Raw genomic sequence first — 19,238 nt, forward strand, 5'->3', positions numbered from 1 at the left:
AAGAACACATGACCACCGTCCCAAAAGAAATCAACGCCGCCGCGGCAAAGAAGAATTCGGCTGAAAAGCTTACGCCAATGATGGCCCAATATATGGGCATCAAGGAAAACCACCCGACGATGTTGGTCTTCTACCGCATGGGCGATTTCTACGAGCTGTTTTTCGAGGATGCGGAGAAAGCCTCGCGCCTGCTGGGCATTACCTTGACGGCGCGTGGCGTGGCCAGTGGCAACCCCATCAAGATGTGCGGCGTGCCGTTTCATTCGCTGGACGGCTATCTGGCCAAGCTGGTCAAGCTGGGCGAGTCGGTGGCCATTTGCGAACAGATCGGCGACCCGGCCACCAGCAAGGGCCCCGTCGAGCGCAAGGTCATGCGCGTCGTCACGCCCGGTACCCTGACGGATGCGGACTTGCTGCCAGAGAAGGCCGAGCGCCCGCTGCTGGCCATGTGCAGCATCACGCAACGCAAGACGGTCACCACGGGCCTGGCCTGGCTATCGCTGGCCAGCGGCGCTTTGAAGCTGATGGAGTTTTCCGGCGACAGCGACACCGTGGCCGTGCGATTGCAGCAGGAACTGGAACGCATCGTGCCGGCTGAAATTCTCAGCGGCGACAATGGCAACCTGTTCGACGACTACGCGGGCACGCACATCAACCGCGTGCCGGACTGGCATTTCGACGTGGTGGGTGGCCATAAGGCCCTGCTCGATCAACTTGGCGTGGCGACCTTGACGGGCTTCGGCGCTGATGGCCTCGGCGCCGCATTTGGCGCGGCCGGCGCGCTGCTGCGCTATGCGCAGTCGACGCAGGGACGCGGTCTGCAGCACGTGCGCTCCCTGACGACGGAAACGGAAAGCGAATTCATCGGACTGGACGCGGCCACGCGCCGCAACCTGGAACTGACGGAGACCATCCGCGGCCAGGAATCGCCGACCTTGTTCTCCTTGCTGGATCATTGCCGCACGGCCATGGGTTCGCGCATGCTGCGCCACTGGCTGCACCATGCGCGGCGCGACCAGAACGTGGCCCGCGCGCGCCATGAAGCCATCGCCGCACTGGCGCAAAGCGAAGCGGCCGGTCCGCTCGCTGCCACCCTGGCGCAAGTACCCGATATCGAACGCATCACCACGCGCATCGCGCTGCTGTCGGCGCGTCCGCGCGACCTGGCCGCCCTGCGCGACGGCTTGCTGCAACTGCCGGCCCTGCGCGGCGACGTGGTCCGTTGCTATAGGGGTGAACAATGCGGCCAGGGCGGCGAAACCGGTTTGCTGGCTGCCATCCATGCGGCGCTGGCCACGCCTGTTGCGTGCCTGGACTTGCTGGTGCGCGCCGTGGCGCAGGAGCCGGCCGCGATGGTGCGCGACGGCGGCGTCTTCGCCACCGGTTTCGACGCCGAACTCGATGAATTGCGCGCGCTGTCGGAAAACGCGGGCCAGTTCCTGCTCGACCTGGAAACGCGCGAACGGGCGCGCACGGGCATCGCCAACCTGCGCGTCGAATACAACAAGGTGCACGGCTTCTACATCGAAGTCACGCACGGCCAGACGGACAAGGTGCCGGACGACTACCGCCGCCGCCAGACCCTGAAAAACGCCGAGCGCTACATCACGCCGGAACTCAAGGTGTTCGAAGACAAGGCCCTGTCGGCGCAAGACAAGGCACTGGTGCGCGAAAAGCTGCTGTACGACCTGCTGCTGGCCGACTTGGCGCCGCACATCGGCACCCTGCAGACGATTTCGCAGGGCCTGGCCCAGCTCGACACCCTGAATGCGCTGACGGAACATGCGCAGCAGCACAACTGGGCCGCGCCGCAACTGGTCGAGGAACCGTGCATCAACATCGTCGAAGGCCGCCACCCCGTGGTGGAAAAGCAGATCGAACGCTTCATCGCCAACGATTGCCGCTTCGTCAACGAGCGCCGTTTGCTGCTGATTACCGGCCCGAACATGGGCGGTAAATCGACCTTCATGCGCCAGGTGGCCCTGATCACCCTGCTGGCTTACGTGGGCAGCTACGTGCCGGCCGCTTCCGCCACCATCGGCCCCATCGACCGCATCTTCACGCGTATCGGCGCCACCGACGACCTGGCGGGCGGACGCTCGACCTTCATGGTCGAAATGACGGAATCGGCGGCGATTTTGAACGGCGCCACCGAGCACTCGCTGGTGCTGATGGATGAAGTGGGCCGCGGCACCTCGACCTTCGACGGCCTGGCCCTGGCTTGGGCCATCGCGCGCCATCTGATCGACACGAGCCGTAGTTTCACCCTGTTTGCCACGCACTACTTTGAGCTGACGCAACTGCCGGACAGCCACCCGAGCGCCGCCAACGTGCATCTGTCCGCCGTCGAGCACAAGGACAGCATCGTCTTCCTGCACGCCGTGCAAGCCGGTCCCGCCTCGCAAAGCTACGGCTTGCAGGTGGCGCAACTGGCTGGCGTGCCGCAGCCCGTGATCAAGGCGGCGCGCAAGCACCTGGCGCGCCTGGAAGCGCAGGCGCTCGACGCCACGCCGCAGCGCGACCTGTTCGCCGCACCGGCAGCCGATCCGTATGCGCAAGAGGAAGAAGAGGAAGCGGCGGCGCCGCTGGCCGCGCTGAACGCGGCGCAGCAAGCCTTGCTCGACGCCATCGCCGACCTCGATCCCGATGCGCTCACGCCGCGCGACGCACTGGAACAGCTGTACCAGTTGAAACGGCTGGCCGCCGCATGACCTGCCGGCGCAGCTCGATACGCCTGCTGGCCGCCGGCTTGCTGGCTGCCAGCCTGCCATGGCAAGCGGCGCTGGCCGTCCCGGGCGACCAGGCCGGCTTCGAGTTTGCCGTGCTGGGCCATTCCTTCAACGCGGGGCCGGACGACGGCCCCCTGAAAAAAGCCATCGCCGACACCAGCGCCTTCAATGCCTCGTTCGTCGTGGCCACCGGCATCAAGGCCGCCAGCGAATCGTGCAGCGACAAGCTGTATGGCCAGCGCAAGGATTTGCTGGACGCCAGCGGACCGCCGCTGATCGTCTCGCTGTCGGCCAGCGACTGGGCCAACTGCCGCAATTCGCGCGGCAGGGTCAACGCCATCGAACGCCTGAACCGCCTGCGCGACGTGTATTTTGCCGATGACCAGAGCCTGGGCCAGCGCAAGCTGACCCTGTCGCGGCTGTCATCGACGGCGAAGTTCCGCAGCTATGCGGAAAACGCCCACTGGGAATACGGCGGCGTGCTGTTTGCTACCGTCAACCTGCCCGCGAACAACAACCATTTCTTGCCAGAAGCGGGACGCAACAGCGAATTCGAAGACCGCCTGGTCGCCAACCGCTCCTGGCTGCAGCGCCTGTTCGCCATGGCGCAGCGCAAGCAGCTCGACGGCATCGTGCTGTTTTCCGATGGCGACGCGGGCGTGCTCGATGAAGACGACAATTCGCTGCTGCCCAGCTTTAGTTCGAAACAGGACGGCTTTGCCGGACCGCGCAAGCAGATCCGCACCCTGGCGAAGAAGTTCAGCGGCAAGGTGTTATTGGTCGATACGCAGCGCGATGGCGACACGGATGGCAAGGAGGGGAAAACCAAAAAAGCCGCAGCCAAAACAGGCGGGCCGAAGATCAGCTGGAAAGGTAACCTGGGCCACGTCAGCATCAACAACGACTGGGCCGCCATCGCCGTACGGCCCGGCAAGACGCCCTTCTTTGAGGTGCGTCAACGCGCCGTCAGGCCATCGGCGCAAGCCAGGGCCAGGGCGTCGACCATGCGCCGTTAGCGCATAAGCAAACAGGCCGGCATGTAGCCGGCCTGTTTTCATTCAAGCAGCGTCACGCCCAACAGACGTCACGAAGCCTGACAAAACCGTAGCGAGCAGCTGCGCGGCGTGGCCGAGAAGCGCAACCGTACTAGAGTACGGTGAGCATCGCCGGCCGCGCCCCGCTGCGCGCAGCAGGTTTGGTCAGGTGTTAATGAATAGGGTGGGTACGGAAGTGATCGCCCTCTTCGCCTTCATCATCTTCATCGCCATGGTCATGGCCGTGTGCGCCATGCACGTGGCCATGGGCGATTTCTTCGTCGGTGGCTGCGCGCACGTCAGCGACGGTCAGCGAGAAGCGCAGCGCGATGCCGGCCAGTGGATGATTACCGTCCAGCACGACCTTGTCATCGGCGATATCGGTGACCGTGAAGATCATCGCTTCTTCGTCCGGCGAATCGCTTTCCGGCATGCCTTCGAACTGCATGCCCACTTCCAGCGGCTCAGGCAGGCGATTGCGCGGCTCGACCTTCACCAGGGCTGGATCGTATTCACCGAAAGCATCATCCGGTTCGATCTGGATCGTGTTGGAATAGCCAACTTCCTTGCCGTCGAGCTCTTCTTCGATCTTAGGCAGGGTGTTTTCATAATCACCGTGCAGGTAGACCATAGGCTGACGGCCGTCTTCGATCAGATTGTCTTGCGCGTCTGACAGTTTGTAGTTGACAGTCACGACCGTATTTTTGGCAATCTTCATTATGCTTCCTTTCATTGTATAAGCTGGCAAATTATACCTTCACGCCGCCAACGGCAGGCGCATTCCTGCATTTCCGGTTGTTATAATGGGCGCATGAAAAAATTAACTCTCCTCGGCGATATCACGCCGGCGCAATTCCTGCGCGACTACTGGCATAAAAAACCCTTGTTGATCCGTCAAGCCGTGCCTGGTTTCAAGGCACTGTTCGATTTCAAGGCCCTGGCCGAGCTGGCTACCCTGGACCACGTCGAATCGCGCCTGGTCAGCCATGCGGATGGCCACTGGAACATGCAGCAAGGTCCATTGACCAGCCTGCCCTCGCTGAAACAGAAGGAATGGACCTTGCTGGTACAGGGCGCCAACTTGCACAGCGCCAAGGCTGACGCCCTGCTGCGCCAGTTCCGTTTCCTGCCGGACGCGCGCCTGGACGACCTGATGGTCAGCTTCGCCACCGATGGCGGCGGCGTGGGCCCGCATTTCGATTCGTATGACGTGTTCCTGCTGCAAGGCCAGGGCAAGCGCCATTGGCGCATCGGCGCGCAGAAAGACCTGAGCCTGATCGACGGCTTGCCGCTGAAAATCCTCAGCAACTTCACGCCCGACGAAGAATTCACGCTGGAACCGGGCGACATGCTGTACCTGCCGCCCCACTACGCGCACGACGGCGTGGCCATCGGCGACTGCCAGACGTATTCGATCGGCTTCCGCTCGCCATCGTTCCAGGAACTGGGCGAAGCCTTCCTGCAATTCATGGCCGACTCGATCGACTTGCCGGGCATCTATAGCGATCCGGACCTGAAGGCGTCGGGCAAGCCGGCGGAGATCCCCCGTGAAATGCTCAGCACCATCACGGAAGAAATGAACAAGGTGCGCTTCACGGAAGAAGATGTGACCATTTTCCTCGGTGAACACCTGTCGGAACCGAAGCACAATGTGTTTTTCACGCCGCTGTCCAAGCCGCTGACGGTGGGCCGCTTCGCGGACGCCGCACAGAAAAAGGGTGTCGTGTTGTCGCGCAAGACGCTGATGCTGTATCGTGGCAAGAATGTCTTCATCAATGGCGAATCGTTTGCCATTGGCAAGGCCGATAAAACGGCCCTGGAAACCCTGGCCAACGAACGCGCCCTCGATGGCACAGCCGTAGCCCAGGCTTCCGATGACGTGATGGATGCCTTATATACCTGGTATCAGGATGGCTGGATCGAACTGGCTTGAATGGGTGCAGCGTAGTAAAAGTGGTATTACAGCAGGGGGAATATCGGCATCTGCGCTAGCGCAATAAAACATATTATTTTTATATCGTTTTGTCGCGCTTTCGCAAATCGCTTACACTTGCTTGCAATTTGCTTCGGCAAATATTGCGATATCACAAAATAGTTGCGAATTTGCCTCTTGCTCCTATTGCGACGCACCAAAAATCGCTATAATATTCGGTTAGGAAGTTTCCGTTGTCTGGCAGGCACCACCTGGTACGAAAAGCCTTCGAAGACGACCTAACGAGCGATAATTACCGGTAATTATTCATCGCAACAATATTGATTTATTTTTTGAAATAATTAAGGAAAACAAATGAAAAAATCCCTGCTGATCGCCTCCCTGATGGTTGTTGCTCTGGCTGCTTGCAGCAAAAAAGAAGAAGCTCCTGCACCAGCACCAGTAGTTGAAACCCCAGCACCAGCACCAGCAGTTGAAGCTGCTCCAGCTGCTGCTGCTGACGCTGCTGCTTCGGCCGCTACCGACGCTGCTGCTGCTGCTTCGGCTGCCGCTTCGGCCGCTACCGACGCTGCTTCGGCTGCTTCGGCTGCTGCATCGGCTGCTAAGTAATTTAGCACCCTGCACTAAAGAAAGCCGGCCTTCGGGCCGGCTTTTTTATTGGGCAAACGCCCAAGCAAACCTACCGCGCCGCGCTTTGCGGCCTGCGATGCTCACCGGCTCGGCGCCCCCGTACTAAAGTACGGTTACGCTTCTTGGCCACCAATCACTGTCGCTCGCCACGGTTTTGCTGGGCGTCGCAAACACCTATTGCATACCCAAAATAAAAAGGCTGACCCGGTTTGCACCGGACCAGCCTTTTTTATGATGTGTGACAGCTTTTGATAGCCGCCACTCAGCGAACTTATTTCAACTGGTCGTTCAGCAGACCCAGGATCTTCTCTGCCACTGGCGAGACATCCGGCTGGCCTTCGTTGCTGAGGATGCTGACCAGGCTGGTCGAGCCATTGCCGGCCTTGACCAGAACGCGATAGCGCTGCGCGCCCTTGTCCTTGTCGGACGACGAGCCCCAGCTGAACAGTTTCGAGAAGAAGCCATCTTTCTTGACGGCATCCGGATCGACGTAACGCACGAAATACGTGCCTTGCGTGCGGTCGCGGTCCTCCACGGTGAAGCCAACGCGGTCCAGTGCCAGGCCGACGCGGCGCCAGGCGCGGTCGAAACTTTCATCGACTTCGATGGCGCGCGCCGGCGTGGCGGCGTCGCCCACCAGCTTGGCGTGCTGCGGCTGCACGATGGCGGCATCGACAGCCGTCTTCGCCTGTGCATCGTCGCTGGCCGCGCCCAGGCGCGTCATCAGCTTGGCGAGGAATTGCGCTTCCAGGCCCGGATCGTTCGGACGCGCGGTCCAGGTGGTGGTTTCCTTGTCGCGGCCCGTGATAACCTCTTCCACGCCACGGTGGCTGATGTAGATCTCGGTCGAACCATCGGCCAGGCGCTCCACGCGGGTACGGTATTTGTCTTTTTCACCGCTCGAATACAGGCCGTCGAAAGCCTTGCCGATGGTGCTGCGGATAAAGTCCTGCGGGATCTTGGCGCGGTTTTCGTTCCACTCTGTTTCCATGATGCCAGCCGTCGGCTGGTCGATGGCGATGGTAAAGCCTGAATCTTCCCAGAATTGCTTGAGCTGCGGCCACAGCACTTCAGGCGACTGCTTGACGACCAGCCAGCGCTGGTTGCCCGCGCGCTCGACCTTCACGCCGCCTGCCGTGACCGGCACGACACCCACCACGCCGTCGGCGCCCACGACGACGGGCGTACCGGCCGTGGCGTTGCGCTGCGCGTTGTAGCCGGAAGCCGTGGCCACGCCATTTTTCGAATCCGGCAAGGAATAACGGTTGTCCTGCTGCAATTGCGTCAGGTCAGGCGGCACGTCCAGGGTGCCGGCTTTCTTGACCGACTTGTAGTCGACCTTGTCGCCGCCGACTACCGAACTGATCATGCCACAGCCCGCGAGGCTGGCTGCGACGGCGCCGATGACGATGCCGCGGACGGCGATGGTGGCAGGCGCCGATTTGGTTTTCTTGCAATTAGTCATGTCGTAACTGGATAAGAAGCTAAGTAGCAGCTGGAATCAGGGAAGGTCCGGACTGGTCGAGTCCGGGCTTGAAGTTCGGCTTAAGACAGGATGCCAGCGTCGCGCAAGGCATCGCGCACGGTGGCATGGCAATTCTCAGCCAGCGGCACCAGTGGCAAGCGTATGCCGGCTGGCATCAGGCCCATTTCGGCCAGCGCCCATTTGACGGGCACCGGATTGGGCTCGACAAACAGTTTCTGGTGCAAAGGAAAAACTTTGTTATTGATGGCAATCGCCGTGGCGCGCTCGCCCGCCATGGCCGCGACGCACATGTCGTGCATGGCGCGCGGCGCGACGTTGGCCGTCACAGAGATATTGCCGTGGCCGCCGCAGAACATCAGCGCCATGGCGGTCGGATCATCGCCCGAGTACACGGCGAAGTCGGCCGGCACGAGGCGTAGCAGGTCGATGCCGCGGCCGATATTACCGGTCGCATCTTTCACGCCAACGATATTCGGGATGGCGGACAGGCGCACGATGGTTTCGTTGCTCATGTCGGCAACCGTGCGGCCAGGCACGTTGTACAGGATGACGGGGATGTCGACGGCTTCGGCGATGGCCTTGAAGTGCTGGTACATGCCTTCCTGGGTAGGACGGTTGTAGTACGGCACCACTTGCAAGACAGCATCGGCGCCCGCTTCTTTCGCGTAGCGCGTCAGTTTGATGGCCTCGGCCGTGGAGTTGCCTCCGGCGCCGGCGATGATAGGAATGCGTCCCTTGGCATGTTCGACGGTCAACTGGATCAGTTCGCAGTGTTCTTCCACGCTGACTGTTGCCGATTCGCCCGTCGTGCCAACGATGACGATGCCGTCCGTACCCTCGGCGATATGCCAGTCGATCAGCTTGCGCAGGCCTGGAAAGTCCAGACTGCCGTCTGCGTGCATCGGGGTGACGATTGCTACAATGCTGCCCTTGATCATAGTAAGTTTATAGCGCCGATAAATAAAACAACGATTGTAGCGGATAGCCCGCGCCTGTGGTGCATTCTGACATAGTATGGCCGCTCAAAACGTCGGCAGCAGGGCTGCCAACCGTGGAAAATCCGGCCGGACGGCACAAATTCGTTGCACCAGAGCAGCTTTTGGCTGTTCCACGCGCCCATCCTCATACGCTACCACACGCAAGCCGTGCTGGACCGCCCAGGTCAGCATTTCGCCTTCCTTCAGCAGGAACTTCGGATTCGACGGCTTGCCGAACTGCTCATTGCCTTCAGCAAACGTTTCATACAGCAGCACGCCATCGGGCGCCAGGCTGGCAATCATGGCTTCCAGCAGGGGCCGGTGCAGGTAATTGGTGACGACGATGCCGGCAAAACGGCCGGGAGCGAAAGGCCACACGGCGCCCTGCGCTTCCAGGTCCACCAGCGACGTGGTGATGCCCGTGCCAGCCGCCTTTTCCAGCATTTCCGGATCATGGTCGAGCGCGATCACGGGGTGGCCCAGGCTTACCAGGTGGCGCGCGTGGCGGCCCGCGCCGCAGGCCAGGTCCAGCACTTCGCCGCCGGGGATCAGGGGCGCCCAGCGGCGCAGCCAGCCGGAAATCGCTTCGGTTTCTAATATTGGTTCAGTTACTTGCATCGGTACTTCCATCAATTATTTGCGTCCATCCAGTTGCTTGCATCAAGTCAACAGGGCCGTCAGGGGCGTGACCAGGGTGACAAAAATGCCAATGACAAATTCGATCGCCGCCAGCAAGGCGCGGTTCAATACGCCCGTGTACATCAGCAGCACCAGGGCGCCGAAGACATACAAGCTGTAACGCTCGATACTGGCGTAAGGACGCGCCAACTGCATCGGCAGCAAGCCCGTCATGATGCGTCCGCCATCGAGGGGCGGCACGGGAATCAGGTTAAAGACAAACATGGCCGCATTCACGCTGACGCCGGCGCCCGCCATCTTGCGGAAAAACATGCCCATTTCCGTCGGCGGCATCACGCTGAGCACGACAAAGGCGATCATCCAGCCCAGGCCCATGACGAAATTGGCGCCAGGACCGGCAAACGCCACCCAGGCCATCTGCTTCTTCGGATTGCGCAGGCGACTGAAATCGACAGGCACCGGCTTGGCATAGCCGAACGGCACCTGGATCGTGAAATACAGCATCAGGGGCAGCAAGATCGTGCCGAAAGGGTCGATATGCCGGATGGGATTGAGGCTCAGCCGGCCCTCGTTCGAGGCCGTGGGATCACCGAAATAACGGGCGGCATAGCCATGCGCCGCCTCATGCAGGGAAATGGCAAACAGCACCGGCACCAGGTAGACCGCAACGGTCTGGACTATCGTATTGAAATCGCTCATGACCGCGATTCTACCAGAGCAGTCCCAGCCCCTTTCTTACGTTGTCATTAAGAACACCTGCCAAAACCTACTGCGCGTCGCGATTTGCGGCCTGCGATGCTCACTGTGCTAAAGCACAGCCGCGCTTCTTGGCCACAACTCCCTTCCGCTCGCTACGGTTTTGTCAGGTGTTGTAAAGATAGGTAAATGCAATCTCCTACAAACCCAGCACGGCCGGGTCGCCGCGTCCCACGCGCACCACTTCCGGCTCCGCTCCCGTCAGGTCGATCACGGTGCTGGGGCCATGCGCGCAGACGCCGCCATCGATGATCAGGTCGACCAGTTTTTCCAGTCGCTCGCGGATCGTGTCGGCGTCCGTCAGGCTGTCTTCATCGCCGGGCAGGGTCAATGTCGCGCCAAGCAGCGGCTGGCCCAGCTCTTCCAGCAGGCATTGCACGATGCGGTGCTGCGGCACGCGCAGGCCGATGGTCTTGCGCGAAGGATGGCTGAGGCGGCGCGGCACTTCCTTCGTCGCTTCCAGGATGAAAGTGTAGGCGCCCGGCGTGGCCGCCTTGAGCAGGCGGAACTGGCGGTTGTCCACGCGGGCATACACGCCCAGCTCGCTCAAGTCGCGGCACAGCAAGGTTAAATGGTGCTTTTCATCCACGCCACGGATGCGGCGCAGGCGCTCGACGGCACCCTTGTCGTCGAGCTGGCATACCAGCGCGTAGCAGGAATCCGTGGGCAAGGCCACGACGCCGCCGGACTGGATGATCTGCGCCGCCTGCTTGATCAGGCGCATTTGCGGATTGTCAGGGTGAATCTGGAAAAATTGACTCATGTGTAAGCGTTCTGGCGAACCAGCTTGTTAAGTTAGCATCATTGTACGCCGCGCAGCGCGGCGATGCGTTGTTCGAGGGGCGGATGGGTGGCGAACAGCGCGCCCCAGCCGCCATTGCCGCCGCTGATGCCCAGCGCCTGCATCGATTGCGGCAGCTCGCCCGGCGGCACGCCGCCCAGGCGGGCCAGCGCATGCATCATCGGCGTGGGGCTGCCCAGCAGCTTGGCGGAACCGGCATCGGCGCGGAATTCGCGCTGGCGCGAGAACCAGGCCACGATGATGGAAGCGAGCAAGCCGAAGATCACTTCGCACACCATCACGGTCACAAAGTAACCGATGCCGCGCCCGCCGCCTTCGCGGTTGTTATTTTTCAACAGCACGTTATCGACAAAGAAACCCACCACGCGGGCCATGAAGACGACGAAGGTATTCACCACGCCCTGGATCAGGGTCAGGGTCACCATGTCGCCATTCGCCACGTGGGCGATTTCATGGCCCAGCACGGCTTCGACTTCATCGCGGTTCATGCTTTGCAGCAAACCGGTGGAGACGGCCACCAGCGCGGAATTCTTGAAGGCGCCCGTGGCAAACGCATTCGCGTCGCCCTCGTACACGGCCACTTCCGGCATGCCGATGCCGGCCCGCTCGGACAAGGCGCGCACGGTATTGACCAGCCACAATTCCGTCGACGAAGTCGGGTTGTCGATGACGCGCGCGCCCGTGCTCCACTTGGCCATCGGCTTGCTGATCAACAATGAGAAGATCGAACCCGTGAAGCCCACCACCAGTGAAAACACCAGCAGGCTGCTCAGGTTCAGGGTGCTGCCGCGTGCCGGATTGCCCACGCCCAGCAAACTGAGCACGAGCGACAGCACCAGCATCACGGCCAGGTTGGTTGCGATAAACAGGACGATACGTTTCATGGGCGATGGCTCCAGATGACTATTTATAACAAGAATAACTAAAAGATATGTACGCTAACGCAGATTTCAAGCAGCGACACGACGGCGCATCGCCGGCCGCAAGGCGCGCCGCGCAGCAGATTTTCAACGGCCTTAAAACCAGTCGTGCCAGATCGGGGTGACGCTGGCAGGCAGTGGCGGCAACATGGCAAAATCCACGCGCGACTCGCCCGGCGCATGGAAATCCGTGCCGCGCGAGGCGAGGAAGCCATAAGCGTTGGCCAGTTGCGCGTATTCCGGATACTGGTCCGGACTGTGGCTGCCCGTGACGACTTCGATGGCCACGCCGCCGAGTTGTTTGAATTCATCGAACAGAACGCCTTGCGCCATGTCGCTGAAGCGGTAGCGGCCCGGATGGGCGATGACGGCCACGCCGCCCGCGCCGCGTATCCAGCCCACCGCTTCGGCCAAGGTAGCCCAGCGGTGCTCGACGTAGCCCGGCTTGCCTTCCGACAGGTATTTCTTGAACACGTCGGGAATGTTCGCGCATTTGCCCATTTCCACGATGTAGCGGGCAAAGTGCGTGCGCGACATCAGGTCTGGGTTGCCGACGAATTTCAAGGCCCCTTCATAGGCATCGGGGATGCCGGCCAGGTCCAGCTGGCGGGCAATTTCGCGGCCGCGCGCGTCGCGCCCGGAACGCGTCTGGTGCAAGCCCTGCACCAGACCCGGATTGTTTTCATCGACTTGCAAGCCGACGATGTGCACGGTTTCACCGGCCCACGTAATGGAAATTTCCACGCCGGCCACGAAGCGCATGCCCAGGTCCAGCGCGGCCGTGCGCGCGGCGGCGATGCCGGACACTTCATCGTGGTCCGTCAGCGCCCACACGTCGACGCCCGCCTTGCGTGCGTGCGCAGCCACGGCGGCGGGGGACAGCACACCGTCGGAGATATTCGAATGACAATGCAGGTCGACTTTAAGCATGTGAAAACAATACCCTGCACGGGCTCAGCATGGAAGAAGTTTTCATTGTACGCTGCTTGTCAAATAGCGCTGCAGCGTTCCCGACACACATCAGGCCAAAAAGGCTTCCACCAGCCTTGCCAGTGCCTGCGGCTGGTCATGATGCAGCATGTGGCCCGCGTCCAACATCATCTCGCAGCGCACATCCTTGATACAGGCCAAACGCCGGTCGATCTCAACGCGCGCCTGCTCCTTGGGCCCCATCCATTGCCACATATTCGTGTCATCGGCCTCCACCCACAGCACGGGCGCCGTGATGCGGCGCCAGCAGGCCATCACCTCTTCCACCTGGTACAGGACGGGATTGACGCGCTTGTGCTGCGGGTCGCCCATGATGTCCCACTCGCCCGCCTCGTTCTGCACCGACCAATGTTCGGCGAGAAAAGCCGCGCGCTCGTCCGGCAGGCGCGGATTGGTCTTTTGCAGGCGCTCGGCCACGGCCTTTTGCGTGGGATAGCTGCGCATGGCGGGCGGCTCGCGCAATTCGTCCAGCCACTTGGCGTAGCGGCCCGGCGCCTGCTCCGGCTTGGTGGCCATCATGCCGAAGCCTTCCAGGTTGATGAAGCGGCTGATGCGCTCGGGCCGCACGCCCGCGTACAGGCCGGCCACGTTGGCGCCCATGCTGTGGCCCAGCAGGTTGACGGGGGCGTCCGGCGAATAGTGCAGCAGCATGGCGTCCAGGTCGGCCAGGTAGTCGGGGAACCAGTAGGTATCCGATTGTGTGTAGTCGCTGAGGCCAAAGCCGCGCCAGTCGGGCGCGATCACATGCCAGTCGCCCTGCAACTCGTCGACGACGAACTGGAACGAGGCGGCCACGTCCATCCAGCCATGCACCATGAACAGGATGGGTGCGCCTTCGCGGCCCCAGTGGCGCACATGCGTGCGGGCGCCGCGGATGTTGATGAATTCGGAACGGGAAAGTTTCATGGGTTTCATCGGATGCCTGCCTTGAAAGTGGCGCAGATGGCGCCACATGCTGTGTCTGTAGATAGGGCGCGCATAAAAGTACGACCGTTCGATAATTATACCGGATTAACGCCCGGCGCTCGGACTTGCCCTGCAACAGCGTAAAATAGCGCAAAACTTCCGCGTCCGGCCGTGCCCGGCGCTTCCACCACCGCCACAGGCTAACGATGACACTCTACCAATTGGGCGCCGATGCGCCGCTGATTGATGCTTCCGCTTTTGTTGCCGACACGGCCAATGTGATCGGCAAGGTGACCCTGGAAGCGAATACGTCCGTATGGTTCGGCGCCACCATCCGCGGCGACAACGAACGCATCACCGTGGGCGCCAACAGCAATGTGCAGGAAGGCGCCGTGCTGCATACGGATCCGGGCTACCCGCTGGACATCGGCCGGAACGTCACCATCGGCCACCAGGCAATGTTGCATGGCTGCACGATCGGCGATGGCGCCCTGGTCGGCATTCAGGCCGTGATCCTGAATGGCGCGAAGATCGGCAAGAACTGCCTGGTCGGCGCGGGCGCGCTGGTCACGGAAGGCAAGGAATTTCCCGACAATATGCTGATCATCGGCTCACCGGCGAAAGCCGTGCGGGCCCTGACGGCAGACGATATCACCAGGCTACAAGGCAACGCCGTGAACTATGTGCAACGCGGCCAGCTATTTAATACGCAACTCAAGAAGATTGGATAAAAGAATGACGACTGAAACCACGGGCGCAGTCAGCGCAGCCCTTACCGGCCAGGATACCCTGCAAAAATTTATTTTCGACAACGCCGCCGTGCGCGGCCAGTTCATCGACGTTTCCGGCACCTGGCAGGAAGTGGTGTCGCGCCACGCCTACCCGACGGCCGTGAAAAAAGTGCTGGGCGAAATGGTGGCCGCCGCCGCCCTGCTGTCGGCCAACCTGAAATTCAACGGCTCCATCATCATGCAAATCCACGGTGACGGTCCCGTGCGCCTGATGGTGGTCGAGTGCGATTCCGACCTGCGCCTGCGCGCCACGGCCAAGCTGGACCCGGACGCCACGATTCCCGACGTGGCCACCGTGCCGCAGCTGCTCAACGCCACGGGCAAGGGCCGCTTCATCATCACCCTGGACCCAGCCGACAAGGTGCCCGGCCAGCAACCGTACCAGGGCATCGTGCCGCTGGACGGCGACGACATGGCCACCGTGATCGAAAACTACATGTTGCGCTCGGAACAGCTCGATACGCGCCTGTGGCTGGCCACGGACGACACCGTCTCGCGCGGCCTGCTGCTGCAAAAGCTGCCACACCATGGCGGCAAGGCCGAAGCGACGCCCGTGTCAGAAGAAGATGCGCTGGACACGTGGAACCGCGCCGTGATGCTGGCGTCGACCCTGAAAGAGGCGGAAATCCTGTCGACGGACATCGATACCCTGATGCAGCGTTTGTTCTGGGAAGAAACGATCCGCGTCTTCGACCCGCTGCACCCGAGCTTCCATTGCACTTGCACGCGCGAAAAAGTGGGCAATATGCTCAAGATGCTGGGCGAGGAAGAAGTCAACAGCACCCTGGAAGAAGTGGGGCAAGTGGGCGTAAACTGCGATTTCTGCGGCCAGCACTACGAGTTCGACAAGGTCGATTGCGCGCAACTGTTCATCACGGATGCGCCGGCCGAAGTGCTCATCCCGCCAGCCGCCAGCATTAACTAATTGTAATAATCTCCGCGCCGCCCCTCAGGCGGCGCAATTGTTTCTACTGTCATCTTCCCGTCATCAGTTCGTCATCAGCCCGTCACGCGCCGCCGTTACGCTGCGCAGCTTGTATTACTTCCCACTTTCCACAGGCTGATGATGACCACCCACTTGACGCTGGCCCTGCGCCGCCATTCCTTCCACGTGTTGCTGGGCGCTTGCGCCGCGGGCTTGAGCCTGCCGGCCCTGGCGCAAACGGCCGTCGCCGCCGCCGTGGCGTCCGCCGCCACCGACATGGCCGCTGCCGCCCCGGCTGCCGACGACAATGCCCCGATCACCACCGTGGAGATTTCCTCGCGCAAGACGCGCTCTTCCGTCGCCCTGAGCAAGAATGAAATCCAGAAGATCCTGCCCGGCACGAATCCCCTGAAAGCCTTGCAAACCTTGCCCGGCGTCAGCTTCCAGACGGCCGATCCATGGGGCAACAACGAGCAGAACCTGTCGCTCTTCGTGCATGGCTTTTCCGGCCAACAACTGGGCTACACCATGGATGGCGTGCCGCTGGGCGACCAGCAGTACGGCAACTACAACGGCTTGTCGCCGCAGCGCGCCGTGATCAGCGAAAACGTGCGCAGCGTCGTGCTGTCCTCGGGCGCGGGCGACCTGGCCACGGCGTCGACCAGCAACCTGGGCGGCACCATCGAAACCTATTCCAGCGACCCGCTGGCCACGCAGGGCGCCAGCGTGCAGCAAACGGTGGGCAGCCACCGTACCTCGCGCACGTTTGCCCGCTACGACACGGGCGCCTTCGGCGACGGCAGCAGCGCCTATTTTTCCATCCTGCACCACGAAGCGCGCGCCTGGGACTTCGATGCGCGCCAGGGCGGCGACCAGTTCAACGCCAAGTACGTCAACCGCAGCGAGGCGGGCAAGCTGACCCTGTTCTTCAATTACTCGGACAAGATCGAACCGAACGAGGACAGCACCGTGCATGTGGCCGGCGAAACGAGCGCGCCGTACACGCGTCCCTTCTTGTATCCGGATTTCAAGGCGGCCCTCAACTACCTGTCGCCGACGGGCGCGACGCCTGCCGCCGATGGCAACAATTACCGCAATTACTACAGCGATGCGCAGCGCACCGATTACCTGGCCTACGCCAAGTTCGACGCCAATTTGTCCGAAGGCATGACGTGGTCGAACCAGGTGTATTACCACAAGGACGACGGCGCGGGCGTGGTAGCCGGCCCCATCGGCGTGGCCGGCTTGCCGGGCCTGTTCAGCGTGTACTACCCGAAGCAGAACCTGAAGGAAGTCTTCGGCAACTCGGGCTACGCCGTGCGCACGACGGAATACGACATCAAGCGCGGCGGCTTCATTTCCACCCTGCGCAAGGAAATCGGCGAGCACCAGCTGGAAGCGGGCCTGTGGCTGGAACAGAACCGCTCGTCCGCCTACCGCCGCTGGTATGCGCTGGACGTCAACAACCCGACTTCGCCGTACGACCGCCCCAGCAATCCCTTGATCACGCAATACGGCAGCGAAATCGACAACAAGGTGGTGCAGTTGCACTTGCAGGATGAGTGGCGCATCCGTCCCGATATCGCCCTGCAGGCCGGTTTCAAGTCCAGCCTGCAGTTTGCCGATGGCCAATTCCCCGTGCAGCCGGCCAAGGGCGCCATTTCCGGCGGCTCGACGGCCTTGCCGGTCGGCACCATCAACACGAAAAAATGGTTCTTGCCGCAAGTGGGCGCGCGCTGGGACTTCACGCCGCAAGACCAGCTGTACTTCAATATCCAGAAAAACATGCGCCAGTTCGTCACCTACGGCGGCGGCGGCGCCTCGCCGTGGAGCTTGTCGAGCCAGGCCGCGTTTGATTTGTTCAAGCGCGATGCCAAGCCGGAAACCGCCCTCACCTATGAAGTGGGCGTGCGCGGCAGCCACGCCTTGAACCTGGGCGCCATCACGGCCATCGATGGCCAGGTCAACGTCTACCACGTCGATTTCAGCAACCGCTTGCTGCAGATCAGCCCGACGCCCGTGATTTCCTCCATCATCGGTGGCAACCCCGTGTTGGCCAACGTGGGCAGCGTGCGCACGGACGGCATCGATATCGCGGGCACCGTCCATTTTGGCAACAATTTCTCGTTCTACAATGCCCTCTCGTACAACCGCTCGCAGTACGCGGACAATTACAACAATGGCGCCGCGCTGGTGCTGACGGCGGGCAAGAACGTGCCAGGCTCGCCGGAATGGCTGAACAAGTTCGTCGCTTCCGCCACGGTTGGCGATATCGAAGTGCAACTGACGGGAGACTATGTGGGCAAGCGCTACGCGACGTACACCAACGATCTGTCCGTGCCCAGCTATTTCCTGATGGGCCTGGGCGTGTCGGGCAAGCTGCCGGCCATGGCCGGCTGGCTGAAAAATCCGCGCTGGAGAGTGAACGTCAGCAACCTGGCCAACCGCGAAGGCGCGCTGAACGTGGTCGTGGGCGCGGCCGACAAGACGTACAACACCTTCCCCATCGCCCCGCGCCAGGGCTTCCTGACCTTGACGGCGGATTTCTGATGCGCGCGCCCGCTCTGCCCCAGCGTCACTTTTCGCGCCGCAGCTTCGTCCAGGCGGCCGCCGGCGGCCTGGCCCTGGCCGCCGCACCGGGCTTCGCGGCCGGCCTGCTGGAAACAAAACCAAGCCGTCCGCTCGTCTTCGCCCACCGCGGCGCCAGCGCCCTGCGCCCTGAACACACGCTGGCGTCGTACGCCAAGGCCATCCTCGACGGCGCCGACTACGTGGAGCCGGACCTGGTGGCCACGCGCGACGGCATCCTCGTGGCGCGCCATGAAAGCAATCTGATCGACACCACCGACGTGGCGCGCCGTCCCGAGTTTGCCAGCCGGCGCGGCAAGAAGCTGGTCGATGGCGAATGGCACGAAGGCTGGTTCGTCGACGACTTCACCCTGGCCGAACTGAAAACCCTGCGCGCCATCGAGCGGCTGCCGAAAGTACGCACCGGCAACACCTTATACGATGGACAATTCCAGATCCCGACGTGGGAAGAAATCATCGATTTTGTTGCAGCGCAATCGGCCGCCAGCGGGCGCATCATCGGCCTGGTGCCGGAACTGAAAAGCTCGACCTACTTCCGCGATGCGGGCCTGGCGCTGGAAGACCGTTTCCTGTCGACCATGCTGGCGCACGAGTACACGCGCCGCGCGCCGATCGAAATCCAGTCCTTCGAAGTGGCGAATCTGAAATACCTGCGCGAAAAGCTGGGACGGCGCGCCAACGTGCGCCTGATGCAGCTGGTGGTGGGCGGCGATGTGCGCCCGATGGACGTGGCCAAGGCGGGCGGCAAGCTGACCTTCGGGCAGATGATCACGCCGGCCGGCCTGCGCGACATCGCCGCCTACGCGGACGTGGTGGCGCCGCCCACGCGGGGCGTCATCCCATTGGGCGCCGACCAGCGGCTGGCAAAACCCTCTTCCATCGTCGACGATGCGCACCAGGCGGGCTTGCTGCTGCACACGTGGACCTTCCGTCCGGAAAACCGTTTCCTGGCGGCCGACTTCCGCGACGGCAATGGCGAGAATGCGCGCAACGAGGCCGGTTCCGTGGCGGAAATGCGGCGCTATATCGAGACGGGACTCGACGGCTTTTTCAGCGACGATCCGGGTCTGGGACGCATCGCCGTCGGATAAACATTTCGTAACAAATTCATTTTCAGGGCGTGGCCGATGG

At 62.0% G+C, this 19,238-nt stretch carries 17 protein-coding genes; 8 read left to right on the top strand and 9 right to left on the bottom strand.

The genetic code is table 11. The annotated features are described in order from the left end of the window. Nucleotides 1–8 precede the first annotated feature (8 nt). A complete protein-coding gene (mutS, locus tag JAB1_RS17535; protein ID WP_070281194.1) occupies nucleotides 9–2,711 on the top strand; it encodes a DNA mismatch repair protein MutS in 2,703 nt (900 codons plus the stop codon). Beyond that, complete coding sequence (locus JAB1_RS17540) at nucleotides 2,708–3,745, top strand: hypothetical protein (RefSeq protein WP_070281196.1); 1,038 nt, start codon at nucleotides 2,708–2,710, stop codon at nucleotides 3,743–3,745. The genes mutS and JAB1_RS17540 overlap by 4 nt, the downstream gene beginning before the upstream one ends. A gap of 190 nt (nucleotides 3,746–3,935) precedes the next feature. Here JAB1_RS17540 and JAB1_RS17545 read toward each other — a convergent pair whose 3' ends face one another. Further along, nucleotides 3,936–4,481, bottom strand: a complete 546-nt coding sequence (locus JAB1_RS17545; protein WP_034783360.1) for a peptidylprolyl isomerase — start codon at nucleotides 4,479–4,481, stop codon at nucleotides 3,936–3,938. A gap of 93 nt (nucleotides 4,482–4,574) precedes the next feature. On the opposite strand from JAB1_RS17545, the gene JAB1_RS17550 reads away from it, so the two are divergent. Both JAB1_RS17550 and JAB1_RS28855 read left to right on the top strand, forming a co-directional pair. Beyond that, nucleotides 4,575–5,696 carry a cupin domain-containing protein gene (locus JAB1_RS17550; RefSeq protein WP_034783359.1) on the top strand — a complete coding sequence of 374 codons (1,122 nt, stop codon included), beginning with the start codon at nucleotides 4,575–4,577 and terminating at the stop codon, nucleotides 5,694–5,696. 354 nt (nucleotides 5,697–6,050) lie between these two features. Then, nucleotides 6,051–6,305 carry a hypothetical protein gene (locus JAB1_RS28855; RefSeq protein ID WP_034783358.1) on the top strand — a complete coding sequence of 85 codons (255 nt, stop codon included), beginning with the start codon at nucleotides 6,051–6,053 and terminating at the stop codon, nucleotides 6,303–6,305. Between the two features lie 292 nt (nucleotides 6,306–6,597). On the opposite strand, the gene bamC is transcribed toward JAB1_RS28855, so the two are convergent. From bamC to JAB1_RS17590, 8 genes are all read right to left on the bottom strand, one after another. Then, nucleotides 6,598–7,791 (bottom strand): outer membrane protein assembly factor BamC, encoded by a 1,194-nt coding sequence (gene bamC, locus JAB1_RS17555; protein ID WP_070281198.1) that lies wholly within the window; start codon nucleotides 7,789–7,791, stop codon nucleotides 6,598–6,600. Nucleotides 7,792–7,871: 80 nt separating this feature from the next. Then, the gene (gene dapA, locus JAB1_RS17560; RefSeq protein WP_034783351.1) at nucleotides 7,872–8,750 is read right to left on the bottom strand and encodes a 4-hydroxy-tetrahydrodipicolinate synthase; all 879 of its coding nucleotides are present in this window, start codon (nucleotides 8,748–8,750) and stop codon (nucleotides 7,872–7,874) included. Between the two features lie 84 nt (nucleotides 8,751–8,834). Further along, nucleotides 8,835–9,407 carry a class I SAM-dependent methyltransferase gene (locus tag JAB1_RS17565; RefSeq protein ID WP_070281200.1) on the bottom strand — a complete coding sequence of 191 codons (573 nt, stop codon included), beginning with the start codon at nucleotides 9,405–9,407 and terminating at the stop codon, nucleotides 8,835–8,837. A 42-nt stretch (nucleotides 9,408–9,449) separates the two neighbouring features. Beyond that, complete coding sequence (locus tag JAB1_RS17570) at nucleotides 9,450–10,127, bottom strand: site-2 protease family protein (RefSeq protein ID WP_034783349.1); 678 nt, start codon at nucleotides 10,125–10,127, stop codon at nucleotides 9,450–9,452. A 196-nt stretch (nucleotides 10,128–10,323) separates the two neighbouring features. Next, nucleotides 10,324–10,947, bottom strand: coding sequence for an L-threonylcarbamoyladenylate synthase (locus tag JAB1_RS17575; RefSeq protein WP_034783341.1), 624 nt, complete (start codon nucleotides 10,945–10,947; stop codon nucleotides 10,324–10,326). 38 nt (nucleotides 10,948–10,985) lie between these two features. Next, nucleotides 10,986–11,870 carry a protease HtpX gene (gene htpX / locus JAB1_RS17580; protein WP_070281201.1) on the bottom strand — a complete coding sequence of 295 codons (885 nt, stop codon included), beginning with the start codon at nucleotides 11,868–11,870 and terminating at the stop codon, nucleotides 10,986–10,988. A gap of 132 nt (nucleotides 11,871–12,002) precedes the next feature. After that, a complete protein-coding gene (locus JAB1_RS17585) occupies nucleotides 12,003–12,836 on the bottom strand; it encodes a 3',5'-nucleoside bisphosphate phosphatase (protein WP_070281204.1) in 834 nt (277 codons plus the stop codon). A gap of 90 nt (nucleotides 12,837–12,926) precedes the next feature. Beyond that, a complete protein-coding gene (locus tag JAB1_RS17590; RefSeq protein ID WP_070281838.1) occupies nucleotides 12,927–13,802 on the bottom strand; it encodes an alpha/beta hydrolase in 876 nt (291 codons plus the stop codon). Between the two features lie 206 nt (nucleotides 13,803–14,008). Between JAB1_RS17590 and JAB1_RS17595 the strand changes: the two genes are divergently transcribed. The 4 genes from JAB1_RS17595 (at nucleotide 14,009) to JAB1_RS17610 (ending at nucleotide 19,198) form a co-directional block, all read left to right on the top strand. Further along, entirely contained in the window at nucleotides 14,009–14,533 is a 525-nt protein-coding gene (locus tag JAB1_RS17595; protein ID WP_070260363.1) for a gamma carbonic anhydrase family protein, read from the top strand. 4 nt (nucleotides 14,534–14,537) lie between these two features. After that, nucleotides 14,538–15,518, top strand: a complete 981-nt coding sequence (gene hslO, locus JAB1_RS17600) for an Hsp33 family molecular chaperone HslO (RefSeq protein WP_070281206.1) — start codon at nucleotides 14,538–14,540, stop codon at nucleotides 15,516–15,518. Between the two features lie 138 nt (nucleotides 15,519–15,656). Beyond that, nucleotides 15,657–18,068 carry a TonB-dependent receptor gene (locus tag JAB1_RS17605; protein ID WP_254672146.1) on the top strand — a complete coding sequence of 804 codons (2,412 nt, stop codon included), beginning with the start codon at nucleotides 15,657–15,659 and terminating at the stop codon, nucleotides 18,066–18,068. Further along, complete coding sequence (locus JAB1_RS17610) at nucleotides 18,068–19,198, top strand: glycerophosphodiester phosphodiesterase (protein WP_070281208.1); 1,131 nt, start codon at nucleotides 18,068–18,070, stop codon at nucleotides 19,196–19,198. Before JAB1_RS17605 ends, JAB1_RS17610 begins: the two co-directional genes overlap by 1 nt. The last annotated feature ends 40 nt before the right edge of the window (nucleotides 19,199–19,238 follow it).

Origin of the sequence: Janthinobacterium sp. MP5059B (assembly GCF_001758645.1) — a bacterium.
Classification (GTDB): domain Bacteria; phylum Pseudomonadota; class Gammaproteobacteria; order Burkholderiales; family Burkholderiaceae_D; genus Janthinobacterium; species Janthinobacterium lividum.